The 22,159-nt window shown below is 66.6% G+C and carries 21 protein-coding genes; 10 read left to right on the top strand and 11 right to left on the bottom strand.

The window, feature by feature from the left end; all coding sequences use genetic code 11:
- The first annotated feature begins 110 nt into the window (after positions 1 to 110).
- Positions 111 to 1,193, top strand: a complete 1,083-nt coding sequence (locus IGS68_RS14830) for a CAP domain-containing protein (RefSeq protein WP_201070299.1) — start codon at positions 111 to 113, stop codon at positions 1,191 to 1,193.
- 95 nt (positions 1,194 to 1,288) lie between these two features.
- Here the strand turns inward: IGS68_RS14830 and ahcY are convergent, their stop codons facing one another.
- Positions 1,289 to 2,593, bottom strand: coding sequence for an adenosylhomocysteinase (gene ahcY / locus IGS68_RS14825; RefSeq protein ID WP_201070296.1), 1,305 nt, complete (start codon positions 2,591 to 2,593; stop codon positions 1,289 to 1,291).
- A gap of 348 nt (positions 2,594 to 2,941) precedes the next feature.
- Between ahcY and IGS68_RS14820 the strand changes: the two genes are divergently transcribed.
- Entirely contained in the window at positions 2,942 to 3,193 is a 252-nt protein-coding gene (locus IGS68_RS14820) for a hypothetical protein (RefSeq protein ID WP_201070294.1), read from the top strand.
- Positions 3,194 to 3,214: 21 nt separating this feature from the next.
- Here the strand turns inward: IGS68_RS14820 and ptsP are convergent, their stop codons facing one another.
- From ptsP to IGS68_RS14790, 6 genes are all read right to left on the bottom strand, one after another.
- Positions 3,215 to 5,044 (bottom strand): phosphoenolpyruvate--protein phosphotransferase, encoded by a 1,830-nt coding sequence (gene ptsP, locus IGS68_RS14815; protein WP_201070292.1) that lies wholly within the window; start codon positions 5,042 to 5,044, stop codon positions 3,215 to 3,217.
- Positions 5,034 to 5,345, bottom strand: a complete 312-nt coding sequence (locus IGS68_RS14810; RefSeq protein WP_201070288.1) for an HPr family phosphocarrier protein — start codon at positions 5,343 to 5,345, stop codon at positions 5,034 to 5,036. The genes ptsP and IGS68_RS14810 overlap by 11 nt, the downstream gene beginning before the upstream one ends.
- Positions 5,346 to 5,361: 16 nt before the next feature.
- Entirely contained in the window at positions 5,362 to 5,763 is a 402-nt protein-coding gene (locus IGS68_RS14805) for a PTS sugar transporter subunit IIA (protein ID WP_201070286.1), read from the bottom strand.
- Between the two features lie 50 nt (positions 5,764 to 5,813).
- Positions 5,814 to 6,767 carry an RNase adapter RapZ gene (gene rapZ / locus IGS68_RS14800; protein ID WP_201070284.1) on the bottom strand — a complete coding sequence of 318 codons (954 nt, stop codon included), beginning with the start codon at positions 6,765 to 6,767 and terminating at the stop codon, positions 5,814 to 5,816.
- On the bottom strand, positions 6,764 to 7,207 hold the full coding sequence (locus IGS68_RS14795) for an HPr kinase/phosphorylase (protein WP_371821771.1): 444 nt from the start codon (positions 7,205 to 7,207) through the stop codon (positions 6,764 to 6,766). The genes rapZ and IGS68_RS14795 overlap by 4 nt, the downstream gene beginning before the upstream one ends.
- A 159-nt stretch (positions 7,208 to 7,366) precedes the next feature.
- Positions 7,367 to 7,630, bottom strand: coding sequence for an usg protein (locus IGS68_RS14790; RefSeq protein ID WP_201070279.1), 264 nt, complete (start codon positions 7,628 to 7,630; stop codon positions 7,367 to 7,369).
- 334 nt (positions 7,631 to 7,964) lie between these two features.
- On the opposite strand from IGS68_RS14790, the gene groES reads away from it, so the two are divergent.
- From groES to IGS68_RS14770, 4 genes are all read left to right on the top strand, one after another.
- Positions 7,965 to 8,282, top strand: coding sequence for a co-chaperone GroES (groES, locus tag IGS68_RS14785; RefSeq protein ID WP_201070266.1), 318 nt, complete (start codon positions 7,965 to 7,967; stop codon positions 8,280 to 8,282).
- Positions 8,283 to 8,346: 64 nt separating this feature from the next.
- The gene (groL, locus tag IGS68_RS14780) at positions 8,347 to 9,984 is read left to right on the top strand and encodes a chaperonin GroEL (RefSeq protein ID WP_201070263.1); all 1,638 of its coding nucleotides are present in this window, start codon (positions 8,347 to 8,349) and stop codon (positions 9,982 to 9,984) included.
- A 176-nt stretch (positions 9,985 to 10,160) separates the two neighbouring features.
- Entirely contained in the window at positions 10,161 to 11,207 is a 1,047-nt protein-coding gene (gene epmA / locus IGS68_RS14775; protein ID WP_201070260.1) for an EF-P lysine aminoacylase EpmA, read from the top strand.
- Between the two features lie 5 nt (positions 11,208 to 11,212).
- Positions 11,213 to 11,563 (top strand): hypothetical protein, encoded by a 351-nt coding sequence (locus tag IGS68_RS14770; protein WP_201070257.1) that lies wholly within the window; start codon positions 11,213 to 11,215, stop codon positions 11,561 to 11,563.
- On the opposite strand, the gene IGS68_RS14765 is transcribed toward IGS68_RS14770, so the two are convergent.
- The gene (locus tag IGS68_RS14765) at positions 11,511 to 12,395 is read right to left on the bottom strand and encodes a DMT family transporter (protein WP_201070254.1); all 885 of its coding nucleotides are present in this window, start codon (positions 12,393 to 12,395) and stop codon (positions 11,511 to 11,513) included. The genes IGS68_RS14770 and IGS68_RS14765 overlap by 53 nt on opposite strands.
- A gap of 114 nt (positions 12,396 to 12,509) precedes the next feature.
- Positions 12,510 to 13,607: a DNA topoisomerase IB gene (locus IGS68_RS14760; protein ID WP_201070251.1), complete on the bottom strand. Its 1,098-nt coding sequence runs from the start codon at positions 13,605 to 13,607 to the stop codon at positions 12,510 to 12,512.
- A gap of 170 nt (positions 13,608 to 13,777) precedes the next feature.
- On the opposite strand from IGS68_RS14760, the gene glgX reads away from it, so the two are divergent.
- The 4 genes from glgX to IGS68_RS14740 all read left to right on the top strand — a co-directional run bounded on the left by glgX (position 13,778) and on the right by IGS68_RS14740 (position 19,685).
- Positions 13,778 to 16,144: a glycogen debranching protein GlgX gene (glgX, locus tag IGS68_RS14755; protein WP_201070248.1), complete on the top strand. Its 2,367-nt coding sequence runs from the start codon at positions 13,778 to 13,780 to the stop codon at positions 16,142 to 16,144.
- Positions 16,141 to 17,556, top strand: a complete 1,416-nt coding sequence (locus IGS68_RS14750; protein WP_201070243.1) for a sensor histidine kinase — start codon at positions 16,141 to 16,143, stop codon at positions 17,554 to 17,556. The genes glgX and IGS68_RS14750 overlap by 4 nt, the downstream gene beginning before the upstream one ends.
- Positions 17,557 to 17,623: 67 nt before the next feature.
- On the top strand, positions 17,624 to 18,115 hold the full coding sequence (locus tag IGS68_RS14745; protein ID WP_201070241.1) for a hypothetical protein: 492 nt from the start codon (positions 17,624 to 17,626) through the stop codon (positions 18,113 to 18,115).
- Positions 18,116 to 18,230: 115 nt separating this feature from the next.
- Complete coding sequence (locus tag IGS68_RS14740) at positions 18,231 to 19,685, top strand: TrkH family potassium uptake protein (RefSeq protein ID WP_201070239.1); 1,455 nt, start codon at positions 18,231 to 18,233, stop codon at positions 19,683 to 19,685.
- 7 nt (positions 19,686 to 19,692) lie between these two features.
- Here IGS68_RS14740 and IGS68_RS14735 read toward each other — a convergent pair whose 3' ends face one another.
- Both IGS68_RS14735 and IGS68_RS14730 read right to left on the bottom strand, forming a co-directional pair.
- Positions 19,693 to 21,051 carry a hypothetical protein gene (locus IGS68_RS14735; RefSeq protein ID WP_201070237.1) on the bottom strand — a complete coding sequence of 453 codons (1,359 nt, stop codon included), beginning with the start codon at positions 21,049 to 21,051 and terminating at the stop codon, positions 19,693 to 19,695.
- Positions 21,048 to 22,154, bottom strand: a complete 1,107-nt coding sequence (locus IGS68_RS14730) for a hypothetical protein (RefSeq protein WP_201070236.1) — start codon at positions 22,152 to 22,154, stop codon at positions 21,048 to 21,050. The genes IGS68_RS14735 and IGS68_RS14730 overlap by 4 nt, the downstream gene beginning before the upstream one ends.
- Positions 22,155 to 22,159: the final 5 nt, after the last annotated feature.

Here is a 22,159-nt window from a genome sequence, read left to right as displayed (position 1 = left end):
GCGCTGGCCGGGGAAATTGGGTCCGGACAGTGGCTCATAATTGTAACGGTACTTTCCATATTCGCCGGTCTATTTGTCCCCCTCAGAGGATGTTTATTTGAGGTGACGAGATGACCGAGCCAACCGCGCTCGATCAATACCTGATCGAATTGATCAACCGGGCACGACTGGATCCGACCGCGGAAGCCGCGCGCCTGGGCATCGACATCAACCAGGGTCTTTCCGAAGGACAGATCAGCACGGCGCCTAAGCAGCCGCTCACCTTCGATCCGGAGTTGACCGAAGCGGCGCGCGGGCACGCGGAGTGGATGCTGGAGAAGGACGTGTTCTCGCACACGGGCGTCGATGGCAGCAGTCCCGGCATGCGCATGGCGGACGCCGGCTACGAGTTCACCGGCAACTGGCGTTGGGGCGAGAATATTTCATGGCGGGGCACCATCGGACAGGCCGAGGATCCGGTCGAGTCGGTGGGCCGGCAGAACGATGCGCTGTTCCTGAGCCCCGGTCATCGCGAGAACATCCTTCAGGATGATTTCCGCGAGATCGGCACCGCCACCATCACCGGTGAGTTCCAGGGCTACGACACCCTGATGGTCGCCGAGAACTTCGGAAAGACCGGCGACGACCTGTTCCTGACTGGCGTCGCCTATGACGACCTGGACGGCAACGATTTCTACACCCCGGGAGAGGGAAGGGGCGGGATCAATGTCAGCGCGACGCTGATGGGATCGGCCGAGCCGATAACCCTGACGGATCTCACCGGCACGGCCGGCGGCTACGAGATCGCGGCCCAGCCCGGAACCTATGCGGTGACGTTCTCGGGAGGCGGGCTGGCGTCTCCCGTGGTTCAGACCGTGGAGATCGGGAGCGAGAACGTGAAGCTCGACCTGATCGATCCGGATACCGCGGTGCCCGTCCCGGGCAGCGAGGTGGCCGGGGCGTCCGGCATGGACTCGCTGGCCTCGCTGATCGACTATGTGGTGACCGAGACCCGGGGCCTCGACTTCACCGCCCTGGCCGACCATGTCCAAACCGGCGAGCCCTTGCCGGATGCCTGGGTGGACACGCTGCGGGACGGCATTGAGGTCCTGCGGACGGTCGATGTCGATGCGATCGCCGACGAGTTGTCGGGCTATGTCGACCTAGCCGGCCTGCAAGATCTCCAGGCCGTCGACGGCGGGCAGTGGATCTGACCGGCGGCAGTGCCGCGCAACGGGTGCCATGAGCACTCCGTAGCCGTCATGAACCCAAAGGGCCGGCCCGGAATTCCGGGCCGGCCCTGACCGTATCAGTACCGGTAGTGGTCGGGCTTGTACGGGCCGGCGGCCGGGACGCCGATATAGGCCGACTGCTTCTCGGTCAGCTCGGTCAGCTTCACGCCGATCTTGCCGAGGTGCAGGCGGGCGACCTTTTCGTCCAGGTGCTTGGGCAGCACATACACCTTGCGCTCGTACTTGGCGTGGTTCTGCCACAGCTCGAGTTGCGCCAGCACCTGGTTGGTGAAGCTGGCGGACATCACGAAGCTGGGGTGGCCGGTGGCGCAGCCGAGATTGACCAGCCGGCCCTTGGCCAGGACGATCAGCCGCTTGCCGTCCGGGAACACCACCTCGTCCACCTGCGGCTTCACCTCTTCCCAGGTGTAGTTGCGCAAGGAGTCGATCTGGATCTCGCTGTCGAAGTGGCCGATGTTGCAGACGATCGCCCGGTCCTTCATCTGGCGCATGTGATCCTGTGTGATCACGTCCACGTTGCCCGTCGCCGTCACGAAGATGTCGCCCACCGGGGCGGCGTCGTCCATGGTGGTGACCTGATAGCCTTCCATGGCGGCCTGGAGCGCGTTGATCGGATCGATCTCGGTGACCAGGACGCGGGCGCCCTGGCTGCGCAGCGAGGCGGCCGAGCCCTTGCCCACGTCGCCGTAGCCGCAGACCACCGCAACCTTGCCTGCCATCATCACGTCGGTGGCGCGCTTGATGCCGTCCACCAGGCTCTCGCGGCAGCCATACAGGTTGTCGAACTTCGACTTGGTGACGCTGTCATTGACGTTGATCGCGGGCACCTTCAGCGTGCCGGCCTTGACCATGTCGTACAGGCGGTGGACCCCGGTGGTCGTCTCTTCCGACAGCCCGCGGACGTCGTCCAGCATCTCCGGATACTTCTCGTGCATGATCTGGGTGACGTCGCCGCCATCGTCCAGGATCATGTTCGGCGTCCAGCCGTCGGGACCGCGCAGGGTCTGTTCGATGCACCACCAGAACTCCTCCTCCGTCTCGCCCTTCCAGGCGAACACGGGGATGCCGGCGGCGGCGATGGCGGCCGCGGCCTGGTCCTGGGTCGAGAAGATGTTGCACGACGACCAGCGGACGGTCGCGCCCAGGTGGGTCAGCGTCTCGATCAGGACGGCGGTCTGGATCGTCATGTGCAGGCAGCCGACGATCCGCGCGCCCTTGAGCGGCTTGGAATTCCCGAATTCCTCGCGCAGAGCCATCAGGCCGGGCATCTCGGTCTCGGCGATCGCGATTTCCTTGCGGCCCCAGCCGGCGAGCTCGATGTCCTTGACCTTGTAATCAGTGAAACCACTGGCGACGGCCATCTGGAAAACTCCTTGCGGTAACTGCGGTACGGGTGACTGCGCAGGGTTTATCAAGAGCCGCCCTTGCGGGCAAGCATAAAGATATCTTTATGTCTGCAACAATGTGGGGCAAGGGTGCGCCGTACAAAGTTGCGGCGGCCTGCCGCATGTGAAGGATTCAGGGCGGCGCGGGTGCCGTTTCGATAGCGGATCGAAGTGCATGAAGAAATTTCTGGACCGGCAAGCCGAAAGGAATATAACCAACGGCTAATCTTCGCAGTTGCGGGATCGTTGAGGGCGGCCGAATCGCCTTGATCGCCGCATCTCGATCCAGCGATGATTCCCGTGGCCTATGTGGGAGCCGATGCCATGAAGCAGCCGAAACACCAGCCGGAAAAGCCGGTCGCTCCGGCTCGCACGATAGGGACGGCCCTGCAAGTCCTGCTGGGAATCGCTTTCCTGGCCGACTTGGTCTTCCTGGCGACCGTTGGGCTTCATTTGTCCGACGGAGTCGAGGCCACCGGCCTCATCCTGGCCGCCGGGTGCGCGCTCCTGCTGCTGACGGCGTTGGTCGGCGTTACCCGGAGGATCGGCGCGTCCAGGACGGCGGAGCAGGGGTGACCCTGTTCCGCGCCCCGCCGGTCATGCCAGCGCGTTGAAATCGTCGAGCAGGATCGCGATCCGGCCCGCGTCGCTCTGCTCCATGATGACGCGCGCCCGGCGGGTCGCCTCTACAAGGTCAAGCGCCCGGATCCGGCGTTTCACCGCGAGCAGCGATCCGGGCGACATCGAGAGTTCCCGGATGCCGAAGCCCAGGAGCAATGCGGCATAGCGCGGATCGCCCGCGATTTCGCCGCACACGCTGACGGGAATGCGCGCCCGCAGCGCCGCTTCGGTCGAGAACTGGATCAGGCGCAGCACCGCCGGGTGGAGCGGATCGTAGAGGTGGGCCACCTGCTCGTCGCCGCGGTCGATCGCCAAGGTGTATTGGGTCAGGTCGTTGGTCCCGATCGCAAAGAAGTCGCAGGTCGTCGCCAGCGCGTCGGCCGACAGGGCGGCGCCCGGGATCTCGATCATCACGCCGAGCGGCGGCAGCGGATCGGCGATGCGCACGCCGCGCCGCTTCAGCCGGTTGGCGACGCGGATCAGGATCTCGCGGACCTTCCGCACCTCCGAGACGGTGCAGATCATCGGCAGCAGGATGCGGATCGGGCCGTGGGCGCCCGCCCGCAGCATCGCCGCGAGCTGGGTCTCCAGCAGCTTCGGCTCGCGCAGGGACAGCCGGATGGCACGCAGCCCCAGCGCCGGGTTGGCGCAGTCCGCGAAGTGGCCGCCCAGCGAGGTCGCCAGCTTCTCTCCCCCGACGTCCAGGGTGCGTGCGGTCACGGTGCGGCCCTGCATGCCCTCGACGATGCCCTTCAGGCTCTCGTACTGCTCCTCCTCGTCGGGCAGGTCGTCCCGGTTCATGTAGAGGAACTCGGTCCGCAGCAGGCCGACGCCGGCGGCGCCGCAGTCCATCGCGCCCTCGACGTCGCGCGGCATCTCGATGTTCGCGTTCAGCACGATCGACGTGCCGTCGCGGGTCACCGCCGGCAGGTCGCGCAGGCGCTTCAACGCCTCCCGTTCGCGGGCCAGGTCCTGCTGGCGCGACTGGAAGCCGTTCAGGGTCGCCGAACCCGGATTGACGAAGACCCGGCCGGAGATGCCGTCCACCACCACCCGGTCGCCGGTGCGCACCCCATGCATCAGTCCCGCGACGCCCAGCACCGCGGGCAGCCCCAGCGACCGCGCCATGATCGCCGTGTGGCCTTCGGCGCCGCCCAGGACTGTGGCGAAGCCGCCGATCCGGCGCGGGTCCATCAGGGCGGTGTCGGCGGGAGTCAGTTCCTCCGCGATGATGATGCTGCCTTCGGGCACCTGGGAGAACGCCTGGAACTTGCGCTGCATCAGCACCCGGATCAGCCGGGCGCCCACTTCGCGCACGTCGGCGATGCGCGCCGAGATATAGGTGTCGTTCATCTCCGCGAAGCTGTGCGCCAAGGCGGCGATCTCCGCCTGGACGGCCCCTTCAGCGTTGATCCGGTCCTGCAGTATCCGGCGCTCCACGCCGCGCGTCAGCCGGGAATTGGACAGCATGGCCAGATGGGCGTCGAGCAGGAACCCCACATCCTCCGCCGCCGACTCCGGCAGGAGCGACGCCTTCTCCTTCAGCTTGCGGATCTGCCGGCAAGCCTTGCCCGTGGCTTCTACGAATCGAGCCCGCTCCGCCTCGACCTGGTCCTCGGCGATCTGGTACTCGGGCACCTGGAGCGTTCCGCTGTCGACCACGTAGGCGGGGCCGACGGCGATGCCGGAGGAGACGCCCAGTCCGCGCAGCATGCGTTCGGGCGACGCATGCCCGACGGGGGAGGTTCCGGGGATCCTGTTGTCCGGCGGCTCCGGCGGCTTGGAGGAGTTCCTGTCAGTCTTCATCGAACTTGCGCCCGATCAGGTCCACCAGCGCCGTGACCGCCGGTTCCGCCTGGTTCCCATAGGCGCGCAGGGTGACGGTGCAGCCCTGGCTGGCCGCAAGCATCATCAGGCCCATGATCGACTGGCCGGACACGATCATGTCGTTCCGTTCGACCTCGACTTCCGCGTCGTACAGGGCCGCCAGCTTGACGAACTTGGCCGCCGCCCGCGCATGCAGGCCGCGCTGGTTGCAGATGGTTACGGTGTCGCAGGCGTCCGGGGCCTTGCCGCCGGAGGCATTCTCAGTGCCGGATGCCGACATTTTCCAGTCCTTGGGCTCAATTATCGGACAGCAGCGTCGATGCGACGTTGATGTATTTCTGTCCGGCGTCGCGGGCGGCGAGCACCGCATCCGCCAGCTTCTCGGAACGCCGGACGCTGGCGAGCTTGATCAGCATGGGCAGGTTGACCCCGGCGATGACCTCGACCTTGGCCTTGTCCATCACGCTGATGGCGAGGTTGCTGGGTGTGCCGCCGAACATGTCCGTCAGCAGGACGACGCCGCTGCCGTCGTCCACCTCCGCGACGCTGTTCAGGATGTCGAGCCGGCGCTGCTCCATGTCGTCATCGGGACCGATGCAGACCGCGGCGACCTGCTCCTGCTCTCCCACGACGTGCTCGAGTGCCGCGATGAATTCGGTCGCGAGACGCCCGTGCGTTACAAGAACCATTCCGATCATCGAACTTCCTTCTATCCAACCGATCTGAGCGCCGGCTTGTCATTTCAGCGTCATCCCTGCCGGGTGCCGCTCCGTTCAAGGTCGCGATGGGTAAGCCCTACCTTGTAACCCTGGCCGCCGAGCCATTCGGCCAGTGACTTCGCCACGAAGACCGACCGATGCCGGCCGCCGGTGCAGCCGATCGCGATCGTCAGGTAGCTCTTTCCTTCCTGGTTGTAGCGCGGCAGGAGCGGCTGCAACAGGTCGGTCAGATGCCTGAAGAAGGCTTCGAAGTCGGGATCCTCCGCCACCCTCGCGGCGACCGGTGCGTCCAGTCCGGTCAGGGGCCGCAGGCGCGGATCGTAATGGGGATTGGTTAAGAATCGTACATCGAAGACCAGGTCGGCTTCGCGCGGAACGCCCTGCCGGAACGAGAACGACGTGACGAAAACATGGAGAGTCGGCTCGGCGCTCAGCTTGAAGTGTCCGGCCAGGATGCGGCGCAGGTCATGGATCGACAGCAGGGACGTGTCGATCGTGACGTCCGCCCGCTCCTTCAGCGGGGCAAGCAGGGTCCGTTCGCGGAGGATGCCGTCGGCTACCGGGCGGTCCACGGCGAGCGGATGACGCCGCCGCGTCTCGGTGTAGCGTCGCTGCAGGATCTCGTCGGCGCATTCCAGGAAGATCAGCCGCACCGCCAGGTCCGGGCGCGCGGCCAGAGCCTCGATCCGCGCCATCAGCGCGTCGGAACTGAAGTGCCGCGTTCGGGCATCGACCGTGATGGCCACGGGCCGGGACAGCAGGTCGCCCTGTTCGACAAGCGCGTCGACCATGTTCATCGGCAGATTGTCCACCGCCTCGTAGCCGAGATCCTCGAGGCATTTCAGCGCGGTGGAGAGGCCGGCCCCCGACATGCCGGTGACGATGGCGACGGTGCGGGGCCTTGTCGCGTCCGGGGAGGGGGCCCGGGCCGGATCTTGGGAGAGATCGCCGGCGATCCCTCCCTCGGGAACTGGAGTCGTCATGGGAGGTCCGGCACAGGCTCGAGGGCGCCCGCCCTGAGGCGTGCCGCGGCGAGCCTCACCTTGGCCGGCGTCGAGGCGTGAAAGGGAGCGAGGGTGACACGGCGAATCGGACGGTCGAGCAGCAGGCAGGTCTCGACTTCCGGCAGGCGCTCGATCCGGTCGTCGGCCGCGAGGTCGACGACGAGCCCGACCGGGGAAGCGCGAACGGCGTCGACCGGCAGGATGCCGATGCCCCGGACTTCCAGCAGCCCGGCAAGCGGTTTCGGAGCCCGGGCCATCACGCGGCCCGCCGCATCCAGGGTCAGCTCGATCTGGTCATCGGCGACCAGGCGCGCACCGCCGTCGATCAGGCGCAGTGCCAGATCGGACTTGCCGCTGCCGGAGGGCCCCCGCAACAGGACGCCTAGACCCGACAGCGCGACGCACGTGCCGTAGATCATTAACATGGTCTGGGGAGGTTGCTGTGCCCGCGTCCCGCTGTCAATGCTCAGCCGCCGAGATAAATAGCTCTTTCGGGACTTGCGACGCGATTTCGGTCCTGCCGGCGCGTCCCGGATCGGCCGCCGCGCCGATGGCCGGCGCGGCGGCGCGTCGGGTGCTCAGTGCAGCTTCAACTCCCCATCGACGAAGCGGCATTCGCTCGGCGTGATGATGGAGTTGGACGCGACCTTCACGGAGTGCAGCTTGCCATCCAGTTCGCGTTCCCAGAAGGTCAGGAACTTGCGCAGCACGGGGTAGCGGGGGGCTAGGTCCAGGTCCTGCCAGATGTAGCTCTGCAGGAGCCCGGGATGGTCCGGCATGTGGTACAGGATCTCGGCGACGGTCAGGCGATAGTCACGCAGCTGAAGACTCAAACTTGCCATGCAGATCTCCTCCGTGGTTGCGACCGGTGGAACTCCCGACATCTTGATCTTCGTCCGAGTGTGCCGTTGGGCAATTTGCCTGACAAGCAAAATCATCCTTTCTAATCAGTAAGTTAGCAGCCGATCACCAGGGCTGCTGCCAGCCTGTGCGGCGGCGTTGAAAAAATCCGCAAAAACCCTCTTGAAACGGATTCCGGCTTCAATTAGCTAGTTGGCACTTCTCGGGCGAGAGTGCTAACAGCGTGTGCCGCGCACGCTCGGCCGGGGTCCATTGATCCCATGTTTTGTGGGCCGGCCAGACCGGCCCGGTTCTGGATTTGGAGGAGATTCCGCGATGAAGTTCCGTCCTCTGCATGACCGCGTGGTGGTTCGCCGGGTGGAGCAGGAAAGCAAGACCGCCGGCGGCATCATCATCCCGGACACGGCCAAGGAGAAGCCGCAGGAAGGCGAAGTGATCGCCGTCGGTCCCGGAGCCCGCGACGAGTCCGGCAAGGTCCATGCACTCGACGTCAAGGCCGGCGACCGCGTGCTGTTCGGCAAGTGGTCCGGCACCGAGGTCAAGATCGACGGCGTCGACTACCTGATCATGAAGGAATCGGACCTGCTGGGCGTGCTCGACGGGACGCCTGCCGCCGCCGCCAAGGCCGCCTGACCGGCGCCGTCCGATCCGGACCTGAAGTTTCCAGCCTCAACATTTCCAATCAGGGTTTACGAACATGGCTGCCAAGGAAGTCAAGTTCAGCATCGACGCGCGCAACAAGATGCTGCGCGGCGTCGACATTCTGGCCGATGCCGTCAAGGTGACGCTGGGCCCGAAGGGCCGCAACGTGGTGCTGGAGAAGAGCTTCGGCGCACCGCGCATCACCAAGGACGGCGTGACGGTCGCCAAGGACATCGAGCTGTCCGACAAGTTCGAGAACATGGGCGCGCAGATGGTGCGCGAGGTCGCCAGCAAGACCAACGACCTGGCGGGCGACGGCACCACCACCGCGACCGTGCTGGCGCAGGCGATCGTGCGCGAGGGCGTGAAGTCGGTCGCGGCCGGCATGAACCCGATGGACCTGAAGCGCGGCATCGACCTGGCGGTGGAAGCCGTGGTCAACGCCGTCAAGTCCTCCTCCAAGAAGATCAACACCAACGCGGAGATCGCCCAGGTCGGCACGATCTCGGCCAACGGCGAACGCGAGATCGGCGAGATGATCGCCCGCGCCATGGAGAAGGTCGGCAACGAGGGCGTCATCACCGTCGAGGAGGCGAAGTCGCTGGAGACCGAGCTGGAAGTGGTCGAGGGCATGCAGTTCGACCGCGGCTATCTCAGCCCCTACTTCGTCACCAACGCGGACAAGATGCAGGCGGAGCTGGAGAACCCCTTCATTCTCCTGCACGAGAAGAAGCTCTCCGGCCTCCAGGCCCTTCTGCCGGTCCTCGAGGCCGTCGTCCAGAGCAGCCGTCCGCTGGTGATCGTCGCCGAGGACGTCGAGGGCGAGGCGCTGGCCACCCTGGTGGTCAACAAGCTGCGCGGCGGCCTGAAGATCGCCGCGGTCAAGGCCCCGGGCTTCGGTGACCGCCGCAAGGCGATGCTGGAGGACATGGCCATCCTGACCGGCGGCCAGGTCATCAGCGAAGACCTCGGCATCAAGCTGGAGAACGTGACGATCGACATGCTGGGTACCGCCAAGCGCGTCGTCATCACCAAGGAGAACACCACGATCGTCGACGGCGCCGGGTCGAAGGACGACATCAACGCCCGCTGCACCCAGATCCGCCAGCAGATCGAGGAGACCACCAGCGACTACGACCGCGAGAAGCTGCAGGAGCGGCTGGCCAAGCTGGCCGGCGGCGTCGCGGTGATCCGCGTCGGCGGCGCCACCGAGGTCGAGGTGAAGGAGCGCAAGGACCGCGTCGACGACGCGATGCACGCGACCCGCGCCGCGGTCGAGGAAGGCATCGTCGCCGGCGGCGGCGTGGCCCTGCTCTACGCCACCAAGGCGCTCGACGCGATCAAGCCGGCCAACGACGACCAGCGGGTCGGCGTCGAGATCATCCGCCGCGCCTTGCAGGCTCCGGCGCGCCAGATCGCGGTGAACGCCGGCGTCGACGGCTCGATCGTGGTCGGCAAGCTGATCGAGCAGACCGACACCAGCTTCGGCTACGACGCCCAGACCAACCAGTACGGCGACATGTTCCAGTTCGGCGTGATCGACCCGACCAAGGTCGTCCGCACCGCGCTGCAGGACGCCGCTTCGGTCGCCGGCCTGCTGATCACCACCGAGGCGATGGTGGCCGACAAGCCGGAGAAGAAGGCTCCCCCGGCCGGCATGCCCGGCGGCGGCATGGGCGACATGGACTTCTGATCCGGTCGATCAATATAATCGTATCGATGCAATCGCCTTGGGCGGCCCGCTTGGGCCGCCCTTTTTCATGGCGGCCCCCGGCGGCTCCGGACCGCCGACCCGGCGAATCCCTCTGTCGCTCCCCCATATCCGAGGCTATCTGAGTCATCGGTGGCCGAGAATGGAAGAGCACTGCGATGGAATGGTGGCATCCCGACAGTTTCGCCCGGCGGCGTCCGTTCCTGGAAGGCAGGGCGCTTATCGCCTCCAGGCTGCGGACCTGGTTCGAAGGGCAAGGCTTCATCGAAGTCGAAACTCCGGCCCTCCAGGTGTCGCCGGGCCTGGAGCCCCACCTGATCGCGTTCTCGACCGAGCTTGTCGGCCCCAACCCGGACGACCGGCGCACCCTCTATCTGCACACCAGTCCCGAATTCGCCATGAAGAAGCTGCTGGTGGCGGGAGTGCCCAAGCTGTTCCAGCTTGCCAAGGTGTTCCGCAACGGCGAGCGGTCGGGAACGCACAGCCCGGAATTCACCATGCTGGAGTGGTACAGGGCAGGGGCCGGCTACCGCGACCTGATGGAGGACTGCACCGCCCTTGTCCGCGCGGCGGCCCGCACCGGAGGGCGCGAGGGATTCGAGTGGCGTGGGCGGGACTGCGATCCGTTCGCCCCGTGGGAGGTGCTGACCGTCGCCGACGCCTTCGACCGCCACGCCGGCATCGACCTGCTCGCGACCGCGCCCGATCCGCAGGCACCCGACACGGAAATGCTGGCCCGCGAGGCGGAACGCATCGGGATTTCCGCCCATCCCGGGGACAGCTGGGAGGACATCTTCTTCCGTATCTCCCTTGACCTGATCGAACCGAACCTCGGCATGGAACGGCCGACCTTCCTGACGGACTATCCGGTTTCCATGGCGGCGCTGTCCCGGCCCAGGCCCGATGATCCGCGCGTCGCAGAGCGGTTCGAGCTCTATGCCTGCGGCCTGGAACTGGCGAACGCCTTCGGGGAACTGACCGATGCCGCTGTCCAGCGAGCCCGGTTCGAGGCAGACATGGACCTCAAGGAGCGGCTCTACGGCACCCGCTATCCGATCGACCCGGACTTCATGGCGGCGCTGGAGTTCGGCATGCCGGAGAGCGCGGGAATTGCCCTGGGGTTCGACCGGTTGGTCCTGCTATGCACCGGGGCGGAGGAGATCGCCGACGTCCTCTGGGCGCCGGTGGCCGGTTTCGAAAGGTGACGCGATTGACCCTATTTCCTCTGAAGAAGATCCCGCTGCAACTCCTGCTGTCCGTGGGGCTGCTGCTGACGGCCTCCTGCGCCAGCCTGGAGCCGAACCCGCTGCTCGGGCGCTGGACCCTGTCGTCGCCGATGGCTCCCGGCCTGGTCCTGGGAACCTACGAATTCCGGCGGTCCAGCATGACCGCCTTCGGGGTGACCCAGCGGGTGGAGTATTCGGTCGAGGGCAACGACGTGCTGGTCCTGCCCGAAGCGCTCGGGATCGGGCTGGAGATCACCGTGGTGGACGAGGATACCGCCCGGCTCAACGATCCGGTGACCGGCGGCCTTGTGACGCTGCGCCGGCTTCGGAGCTGAGGTCCGGCGCCGCGGCGAGCTGCTGTTCCCGATGGAAGACGAACAGGCCGCTGGCGACGATCAGGGCCGCCCCCGCCGCGATCCACAGGTCGGGAACGTCGCCCCAGATGATCCAGCCCAGCGCCAGCGCCCAGACCAGAGAAGTGTACTGGTAAGGAACCACCACCGCAGCGGGGCTTATCTTCAGCGAACGGTTGACCAGGGCATGGGCGGCCAGCGCCACCAGGCCCAGGACGCCGAGCAGGCCCAGGTGCGGCCATGTCGGCGGCGTCCAGTAGAACGGCATGGCGACGGCGCCCGCCGCCCCGACACCCAGCGTCTGGAACACCAGCAGCGTCAGCCCGCCGGTTCCCCGCAGCGAGCGCGTCGAAATCAGCATCAGGGCGAAGGTGAAGCTGCCGCCCAGCGCGGCCAGCGCGCCGAAGCCCAGGATGTCGCCGGTCGGCCTCAGCACCATGAGCACCCCGGCGAATCCCACGGCGATCGCGCACCAGCGCCGGGCGCCGACCTTCTCGCCCAGCAGCGGCACGGACAGGGCCGTCACGAACAGCGGCGCCGCCATGTAGATCGTCATCACGTCGGCGAGCGGCAGCACCCGGACCGACAGGTAGAACAGCGCGACCTCGGCGATCATCAGCACGACCCGGACAAGATGGGCGATCGGCTTGTCCGTCCGCATCACCCGGACCGGGCCGGCGCGGAGGATCAGCGGGGCCAGGATCAGGAGCGACGCGGCGCTTCGGACGGCGAGGATCATCGGCACCGGATAGATCTCCACCAGCCACTTGCCCATCGCGTCGTTCAGCGTGAACAGCGACATCCCCAAAACCATGCAGAGGATTCCCAGCCGGTTGTCCGGCCGGTCCTCGGGGGAAGCGAAGGCGGTCGATGAACCGGCCGTGGGAGCGGCGCGCGGGGCGGTAGAGGACAAGCAGGAAACTCCGGATCAGGCGGCTTCGCGCTCGAGGCGGCGATGGAGAAAGGCCAGCACGGCCGCTTCCTCCGGCTTGAGGGCGTCGAGGCCGGAGCGAAGGTCGTCTTCTACCTGATCCTTCAACTGGGTGACCAGATCCCCTTCGAGATAGCAGTCGAGCACCTGGGGATGGATGTAGCATTTCCGGCAGATCGCCGGCGTGTTGCCGAGCCGGGCGGAAACCCGTTCGATGGCGGCGCGCAGGTTCCGCTTGGCGGCGGCCTTCGTGTCGAAGCTTTCGAACTCGGCCAGCGCCAGCGCCGCCAGCACGGTGCCGGCCCAGGTCCGGAAATCCTTGGCGGAGAAATCCTTCCCGCTGATCTCCCTCAGATAGTCGTTCACGTCCTGCGAGGTGACACCGTGCCGGGTGCCGTCGTCGTCGAGATACTGGAACAGGTGCTGGCCCGGCACGTCCTGGCAGGACTTTACGATGCGGGCGATCCGGCGGTCCTTGACCTGCAGGTTCCAGACCTTGCCGCTCTTGCCCTTGAACTCGAACCGCAGCTTGCCGCCGTCCACCTCCACGTGGCGGTCCAGCAGGGTAGTCAGGCCGAAGCTCTTGTTCTCCTTCGAATATGTCGCGTTGCCGACCCGGATCAGGGTGTTTTCCAGCAGGTGGACGACGGTCGCCAATACCTTCTCGCGCGGCAGTCCGCGCTTGCCCATATCGGCCGCTATGCGCTCCCGGATCGCGGGAAGCGCCCGGCCGAACTCCAGCATGCGCTCGTACTTGGTGCTGTCGCGCACTTCCCGCCATCGGGGATGGTAGCGGTACTGCTTGCGGCCCCGGTCGTCGCGGCCGGTCGCCTGGATATGTCCGTTAGGGTCGGGGCAGATCCAGACGTCCGTATAGGCGGGCGGGATCGCCAGCGACTTGATCCGGTCCAGGTCCGCCTTGTCCTTCAGGGCGCCGCCGTCGGGCTTCCGGTAGCTGAACCCCTTGCCCGACTTCCGCCGCCGGATACCCGGTTCCTCGTCCGAGACATAGACCAGCCCGGCCTGTTCGGCGGCGGCGGGCGGGTCGACGATAGTGCCTTCTTCTTCGTTCACGCGGATCGCGCCGTCCTGCATTCTGACTTCCTTGGCCTCGGTTACTTCGGCTGGGACTCAATGCAATAACGCTTTGAGAAGAAAATCAGCGCAGCCGACTTGTCGGGCGGGACCTTGCGGGCACTTCGGTTGTTCTCTCGTCACGAAATGTCGAACCTGAGATTTCTCAATCTTTCCATCGAGGCCGATCCGTGAGCAGAACGCCGCCTGTCGTCAATACCGTCCGCCGGTCACGCATCCAGGAAGGTCTTCCCTTTCCTCTGGGTGCGACCTGGGACGGGCTGGGTGTGAATTTTGCCCTGTTTTCCGCTCACGCCACCAAGGTCGAGCTATGCCTGTTCGACAAGGACGGCAAGCGGGAGCTGGAGCGTATCGAACTGCCGGAATACACGGACGAGGTCTGGCATGGCTACCTGCCCGACGCCCGGCCGGGTACCGTCTACGGCTACCGCGTCCATGGCCCCTATGAGCCGGCCGCCGGGCACCGCTTCAACCCGAACAAGCTTCTGCTCGACCCCTATGCCAAGGCCCTGGTCGGCCATATGCGCTGGTCCGACGCCCATTTCGGATACCGCATCGGCTCGCCGCGCGACGACCTGTCGTTCGACCGGCGCGACAGTGCGCCGGGCATGCCGAAATGCCGCGTGGTCGATCCCGCCTTCACCTGGGGCCATACCCAGGCGCCGCGGATTCCGTGGGAAAGGACGATCTTCTACGAGACCCATGTGGGCGGCTACACGATGCGCCACCCCGCGGTGCCGCCTCAGCTCCAGGGGACCTATGCCGGCCTGGCCCACCAGGACGTCGTCGATTACATCCGCAGCATCGGCATCACGTCGATCGAGCTCCTGCCGGTCCATGCCTTCCTGGACGACCGGCACCTGCTCGAACGCGGCCTGCGGAACTACTGGGGCTACAACACGATCGGCTTCTTCGCGCCGGAGCCCCGCTATTCGGCTTCGGGAACGATCGGCGAGTTCAAGGAGATGGTCGCCCGTTTCCACGACGCGGGCATCGAGGTGATCCTGGACGTCGTCTACAACCATACCGCCGAGGGCAACGAGCGCGGCCCGACGCTGTCATTCAAGGGCATCGACAACGCCTCGTATTACCGCCTCGCGCCGGACCCGCGTTACTACATCAACGACACCGGGACGGGGAACACGCTGAACGTGTCCCATCCGCGGGTGCTTCAGATGGTGACCGACAGCCTGCGCTACTGGGCGACCGAGATGCGGGTGGACGGGTTCCGCTTCGATCTGGCGACCATCCTGGGGCGCGAGCCGCACGGCTTCGACCAGGGCGGTGGATTCCTGGATGCCTGCCGCCAGGATCCGATCCTCTCGCGCGTCAAGCTGATCGCCGAGCCATGGGACATCGGCCCCGGCGGTTACCAGGTCGGCGGCTTCCCGCCGGGCTGGGCGGAGTGGAACGACCGGTACCGCGATACCGTCCGCAGCTACTGGAAAGGCGACGAGGGCAAGCTCCCGGAATTGGCATCGCGCCTGACCGGTTCCAGCGACTTTTTCGAAAAGCGCGGCCGGCGCCCTTGGGCGAGCGTCAACTTCATCACCGCCCATGACGGCTTCACCCTGAACGACCTCGTCTCCTACAACGAGAAGCACAACGAGGCCAACGGGGAGAACAACAACGACGGCCACTCCAACAACCACAGCTGGAACCACGGCGTCGAGGGGCCGACCGACGATCCCGAGATCAGGACGCTGCGGGAGCGGCAGAAGCGCAACATGCTGGCCACGCTGCTGTTCTCGCAGGGCACGCCGATGATCCTGGCCGGCGACGAGTTCGGCAATACCCAGGGCGGAAACAACAACGTCTACTGCCAGAACAGCGAGATCGGCTGGATCAACTGGGACAAGATCGACGAGCAGGACCAGGATCTGATCGAGTTCGTCCGGGAGGTGGTGGCACTCCGCCAGTCCCATCCGCTGCTGGGCCTGCCGAAATTCCTGCACGGCCACCAGGACAAAGAGCTGGGTTTCAAGGACATCACCTGGATCACGCCGGCCGGCGAGGAGAAAAGCTCGGAGCAGTGGCAGGACCCGCTGGCCCGGTGCGTCGGCATGCTGCTCGACGGACGGGTCGCCCGCGGGCTCCAGCAGCAGGCCAAGGGCAATTCCGGCGACATCCTGATGCTGGTGATCAACTCATACCACGAGGATCTGCCGTTCAAGATGCCCGCCGTGCCGGGAGTGGTCGGCTGGCAGTCCCTGCTCGACACGGCCCATCCCGGCAAGAAGCCGTCCCTGCTCGACACCGGCGGCGAGATCACTGCGGCCGGGCGCAGCCTCGTCCTGCTGACGGCGCTCCATGACGGGGCGGTCTGGACCAGCGCCGAGTCCGCCCGCGAGCGGCTGGCAATGCCCGAGGTCGATCCGATCCCCGAACCGCTGGAGGACGATGTCCCCCTCGACGCGCCGACGGCGGCCGAACTGGCGGCGATCGATCCGGCCGACCATGGACAGCCGGCCGAGGAGGCCTCGCCGGAAGAAGCCGAGGCTCAGCAAGCCGAACCGAGCGAGACACCGGTAAAATGAGCGACGTGCTGGGGCCTGACGAGGAGCGGTTCCGCGCTCTCGCCGACAGCGCTCCGGTCCTGATCTGGATGTCCGAGACCGCCGGGCGCGGCCTCTATTTCAACCGCGCCTGGCTGGACTTCACCGGCCGCCCGCTGGAGCGGGAGGTCGGCGAAGGCTGGCTGGAGATCCTGCATCCCGACGACAAAGGCCAGCTGGATGCGGCGTTCGAGGCTTTCCAAGCCCGGCGCCCGTTCCAGATCCAGTTCCGCCTGCGCCGCAAGGACGGCGTCTGGCGCTGGATGTTGAATACCGGCAAGCCGCGCTTCACGCCGGAAGGGGTTTTTGCCGGCTATACAGGCAGTTGCGTGGACATCACCGAACGGTTCGAGGCGGAGGAGGAAGCGCGCCGCCAGCTCCGGCTGATGCGGACGATCACCGACAACGCCGCCGAGGCGCTGTTCCTGATGGATGCGCAGCGCCGGATTTCGTTCGTTAACCCGGCGGCCGAGCGCATGTTCGGCTGGCCGGCGGAGGAATTGGCGGGCAAGGACCTGCACGACGCCTTGCATTACAAGTACCCGGACGGCCGGCCGTTTCCCATCGAGGAGTGTCCGCTCAACGGGATCCTCTCTACCCGCAGCACGCTCCGCGAACACGAGGACGTCTTCTTCCGGCGCGACGGCTCCAGGGTGGACGTGCTGTGCTCCGTGGCGCCCATCCTGAGCGGCGACGGGGTCGACGGCGCGGTTCTCGTCGTCCACGACATCACCGAGCAGAAACGGGTCGAGGCCGGCATCCTGCAGGCCAACCAGGAACTGGTCGCGGCGTTGAACGAGCGCGAGGTGCTGCTGAAGGAGGTTCACCACCGGGTAAAGAACAACCTTCAGGTCGTGGTCAGCCTGTTGCGGCTGCAGGCGAGCCGCCTGCGCGACGAGACCGGGGTCGATGCCCTGCGCGAAAGCCTGAACCGGGTTTCGGCGATGAGCACGATCCACGAGCTGCTCTACCGTTCGACGACGCTGGCCGACATCGATTTCGCCGAGGTGCTGCGGACGTTGACCGCCAACCTTCACGACGCTTATGGATTGTCCGAGGATCGGGTGGTCAGCGTGGTCGAGGCGGCCGAGCCCGTGCCGGTCAGCATGGATGCCGCGGTGCCCCTGGCGCTGATCGCCAACGAGCTGATCTCCAACGCCTTCAAGCATGCGTTTCCCGGTGGCGCCACCGGGGAGGTCAGGGTCGGCCTGGCGCGGCAGGGCGATACCGCGGTGTTGCGCGTGGCCGACACGGGGCCCGGCTTCACGCCGCCGCCGCGGCGGTCCAGCCTCGGCATCATGCTGGTCGATCGCCTCGTCCGGCAGATCTCGGGCCGGCTCGACCTGGAACCGCCGCCGGGAACACGTTATCGTCTGACGTTCTCCCTGGAATGACTTCAAGGTGTCGCGAACCGGCGGATCGTCCTGTCGGGCCGGTGTTCCGGCGGGGAAGGGGGAAATCATGACCGATGGCGAATGGCCGCCGCGATCCGGCGGCGGCGCTTGGCAGTTCGAAACCGTAGCCGGATCGGGCGGGGAACGACGCGACTTCCGGATCACGCTCGGGCTGCGGGAGGGGTGGAGCCGGTCCGGCAGGATCTACGACATCGAGCAGGCGGTGAGGGTCGCCCACGATTGGATGAAGCGTCGCGCCGATGCGGGGCAGCCGTTCCTGTCCGGCATGTTCACCCGCGGCGAGGTGGTCTATGCCTGGCCGGGGGCCGGCGGCGCCGGCAGCAAGGGCGCCGCCGGCAGCGATCGGGAACCGGTGGCGATCTTCACCGGCGAGGCCCTTCCGCTCTACAGCGGCGATCTGGACGACGAGTCGATCTGCGCCCTGCTCAACGACTTGGCCTCGGAAATGGGGCGGGTGCTCGGGCAGGAGGATCTCCACCTCGCCTACAAGGACCGTGCCTGGGTGCTGCGCCGTGTCCGCGACCCAGGCCGAGGGTAGCGATTGGCTGCGAGCGACAAAGTGCGGCATCCGAAGCGGCCTTTACAAGGAACCGGGAGCGTGGTGGATTGGCGCCACGTGACAGGCATGCGGATCGGCAGGAGAATCGAAATTGATGGCCGCGCTTGACGTTCGGCCCGTCTTCTACGTGATCGGCAGCCTCATCACCATCTTGGCAGTCGCCATGCTGGCCCCGATGCTGGTCGACCTCGCCGCCGGAAGCTCGGACTGGAAAGTATTCGGCACCGCCTCGGCCTTGACGCTGTTCTTCGGCGTCCTGCTGCTGCTGACCAACTGGACGCCGACCATAACGCTGAACCTCAGGCAGACCTTCCTCCTGACGACCTTGAGCTGGGTGATCGTCTGCCTGTTCTCGGCGCTCCCCTTCATGTTCTCGGTCATCAACCTGAGTGCGACCGACGCCTATTTCGAGGCCATGTCCGGCCTGACGACCACCGGGTCCACGGTGATCGCCGGGCTGGACACCCTGCCGCCCGGATTGCTGCTGTGGCGGGCGCTGACCCAGTGGCTGGGCGGCATCGGCATCGTCGCCATGGGTATCGCGATCCTGCCGTTCCTGCGGGTCGGCGGCATGCAGCTGTTCCGCTCCGAGTCGTCGGATAGGTCCGACAAGGTGGTGGCGCGGGCCTCCGACCTGGCGATCTGGCTTGGCTGGGTCTACCTGGCACTGACGGTCATGACCACCGTGGCCCTGCGGTTCAGCGGCATGACGCTGTTCGACGCGGTGACCCACGCTATGACGGCGGTCTCGACCGGCGGATTCTCCACCCGCGACCCGTCGATCACCGCCTGGGAGAGCGACGCGATCGAATGGGTGCTGGTCGTTGCCATGCTCGCCGGCGGAATGCCCTTCGTCCGCTTCCTCAGCTTCGCCAAGGGGGACCCCGGCGCGATCTGGCGCGACACCCAGGTGCGCTGGTACATCGGGTTTCTGGCTGTGGTCTCGATCGCGTTGGGGACGTGGCTCTCCCTGCGGGAGGACCTGAGCTGGTACGACGGTGTCCGGCTCGCGATGTTCAACGTCGTTTCGGTGGTGACCACGACGGGCTTCGCGTCGGCCGACTACAACAGTTGGGGACCTCTCGCGATCGCGGCGTTCCTGGTGCTCACCTTGGTCGGCGGCTGCACCGGCTCGACCGCCGGCGGCATCAAGATCTTCCGGTTCGAGATCCTGTTCCTGGTGTTGAAGAAACAGCTCATCCGGCTCTACAGCCCGCATCGCGTGATGCCGATGACCTACAATGAGAAGTTGGTCGATAACGACATCATGCTGTCGGTAATGAGCTTCGGCTTCATGTTCATGGCGTTTCTGCTGGTTTTCACCATCGCGCTGGGTGCCGCCGGGCTCGACCTCGTGACCGCCCTGTCCGGCGCCGCCACGGCGCTGGCCAATGTCGGTCCGGGCCTGGGTCCGATCATCGGACCGGTCGGCAACTTCGCTCCGCTGCCGGACAGCGCCAAGTGGATCCTGACCGCCGGAATGCTGCTGGGACGGCTGGAGTTCTTCACCGTGATCGTCCTGATGAACCCCAACTTCTGGCGCGGATGAACCGCCGCTAAGGTGCCGCCATCGCCTTCCGGCCGAGCCCCTCCAGGGCCCGCGAGCCACGCGTCAGCAGCAAGTCGGCGCGGCTGGAGCCGCCCACCAGCTCGATCATCCGGATGGCCCCGAACAGGCGCGATCCCGCCACCATTGCCTCGGCGTGGCGGGTACCGCCTGATTCCAGCTCCTGGATCAGCAAGCCGGCGCTGCGCTCCAACTCCTCCTCGATCATCTTCAGCGTGCTTTCGACCATGCCGCCCAGCCCCAGGGGAGCGGCGATTCGGGTGCAGCGGCGGAGCGCCCGGGCATGGTCCTCGGCCTGCTGGAGCCGATCCATCGACAGTTCCCCTTCGAGGGCGGCCGGCAGGATCCGGCCCGGCGCGGCGTCTATGACGCCGGACTGGATCAATCCCCTCACGGCGCCGCGCACCGTCTGCAAGCGGCTGGCGACCGAATCGTCGTAAGCCGAGTCGAGGGCGCTGCCGGCCGAGATCAGGCCGTCGATCAAGCTTTCGGCCAGGGTTACCGCATCGCCCGGCCGCGTCGACAAGGTCGCGTCGCCCGTCAGGTGATGGGACCGTTCCTCCAGGTTCCTGACCACCATCGATCCGAGCCGGGCTATGATCAGCGGCTTCTGCGCCCGGGCATGCCTGCCGAAATCCATGTCCTCCAGGCGCTGGAGCAGGGAAGCCGGGTTGGCGAGCCGGCCGGCGACCACCAGCAGGACCTGGAGCGGTCGTCCCGGATCGCCCCTGGCGACCATCTGGATCTGGTGCTCGATCACCGCGATGTCGGTGGCCGACAGATAGGTGATCGGCTTCTCCGGCAGCAGGGGCTTCAACTCCTCGATCGCCTCGGCGCAATCGAGGAAAGGCATCACCGACTCGACGTCGCGGCGCAGGGTTGTCGCGGGTATGTCGCCGGCCGGGGGTTCGGGCAGGTCGAGGCGGCGTTTCAGCACCTCCGCGGCGGCGCGCCACAATTGCCGGCCGATGGCCTGATGCCCCGCGGCATCGTCCGGATCGGTCGCGGCGCTGTTGTGCTGCAGCAGGTTCAGCAATTTCGGATCGATGCCGTTTTCCACGATCCGCCAGATCGGGATGATCGCCCGCCGCTGGACGCCGCCGATGCTCCCGACCCGCCCGCCGCCGTCCAGCACGTCCTCGAAAGGCAGGCACATCAGGCGGGTCAGGCTAGGGCGCCGCTGGGGCCGGACCTGGGTGAGGCGCGGGCGGATCGTGGCCAGCGTGTCCTCGACCTCGGGCCGCTCCCGGACCTGCTCCAGCAGCTTCACGATTTCCCGGAACTTCGCGGCGGGCACGTCGAGCAGCCGCTTCTCCAGATCCTTCAGGTCGGTCTTCTGGCTTGTCATGCCGCCTTCGCCTTGACCCGCTCGATGCGCTGGATCATGTCCAGGTCCCGTTCCCCGGTTCGCCAGTCCTCGTAGGGGCGGACCGTCCGGCGCTGGGTCCGCGCCACCTTGGCCTTCTCGGCATGCATGTCGGTCGTCGCCTCCCGCGTCGGGACCAGCGGCAGGACGCGGAAGATGTCCTCCATCGCCTCGCACTGCTCCTGCCGTTCCTTGTCTTCGGCTTCGGCCCAGCAGGCCACCACGTAGTCCCATCCGTCGAGCAGCCAGGCCAGCCGGATCGACAGGTTGCGGATGTGCGGCATCTCCTTGTGCCAGTTGGACAGCAGGGGTTCGATGTCCCTCAGCTTCTCGTTGAAGGCACCGAGCACTTCGCGGCCGAGATCGATGGTCAGGCCCGCGACGTCGGCGCAGAACCGGGCGACCGGGGCGCTCTCCTCGGGCGCGGTCCGTGACCATTCCGCCATCTTGTCCCGGCAGCCCGAAAGGTCGGCGACGCGGCGGCGAAGCCGCCCCGGCTTCGGCGCCCGTTCCAGGCCGATCGGGCAGATCGCGTCGCTCAACTCCTCGACCCGGGCGAAAAGCTCGGTCGGCGTCAGCTTCAGGCTTGCCGCCGCCCGCGCCATCAGGGCCCGTGCCAGAAGCTGGCCCTGGTCGGTATCCAGGCCGGCGGTCAGGATGTCGGCGCTGTCCAGCCCGACCGCTTCCAGGATGCCGACGATCAGCATGTAGTTCGCGAGGGTGCGGTGATTCTCGTCCTCCCGAAGGGCGGCATCGGCAGCCGCCGCGGCCGGAGGGCCGGCGAGGCCGGTCCGCGCCACCCGCAGCGACGCCGTGCGCACCTCGTTCGGCGAACAGACCGGCTCCCTGACGATCAGGCGGTGCAGGCAGCGGTCATGCACCGTCATCGACACCATTTCCGGCACCGCCTTCCAGGGAATCACATAGATGCCCTTTCCGGCGGAAAAGCTCGGCACGAGGATTTCCAGCCGGTCCCGATCGTCCTTCCTGATCCTGGTCTGGGACAGCATCGGGGTGGTGAAGGACACCGCCGTGCCCCGCTCCTCGAAAGTCGACGGGGCGAATTGTACCGCCTGCCTGCTCACGTCGT

This window comes from Skermanella sp. TT6, assembly GCF_016653635.2.
In the GTDB taxonomy this organism is placed as follows: Bacteria; Pseudomonadota; Alphaproteobacteria; order Azospirillales; family Azospirillaceae; genus Skermanella; species Skermanella cutis.
This window is presented reverse-complemented; position numbering and strand designations above follow the sequence as displayed.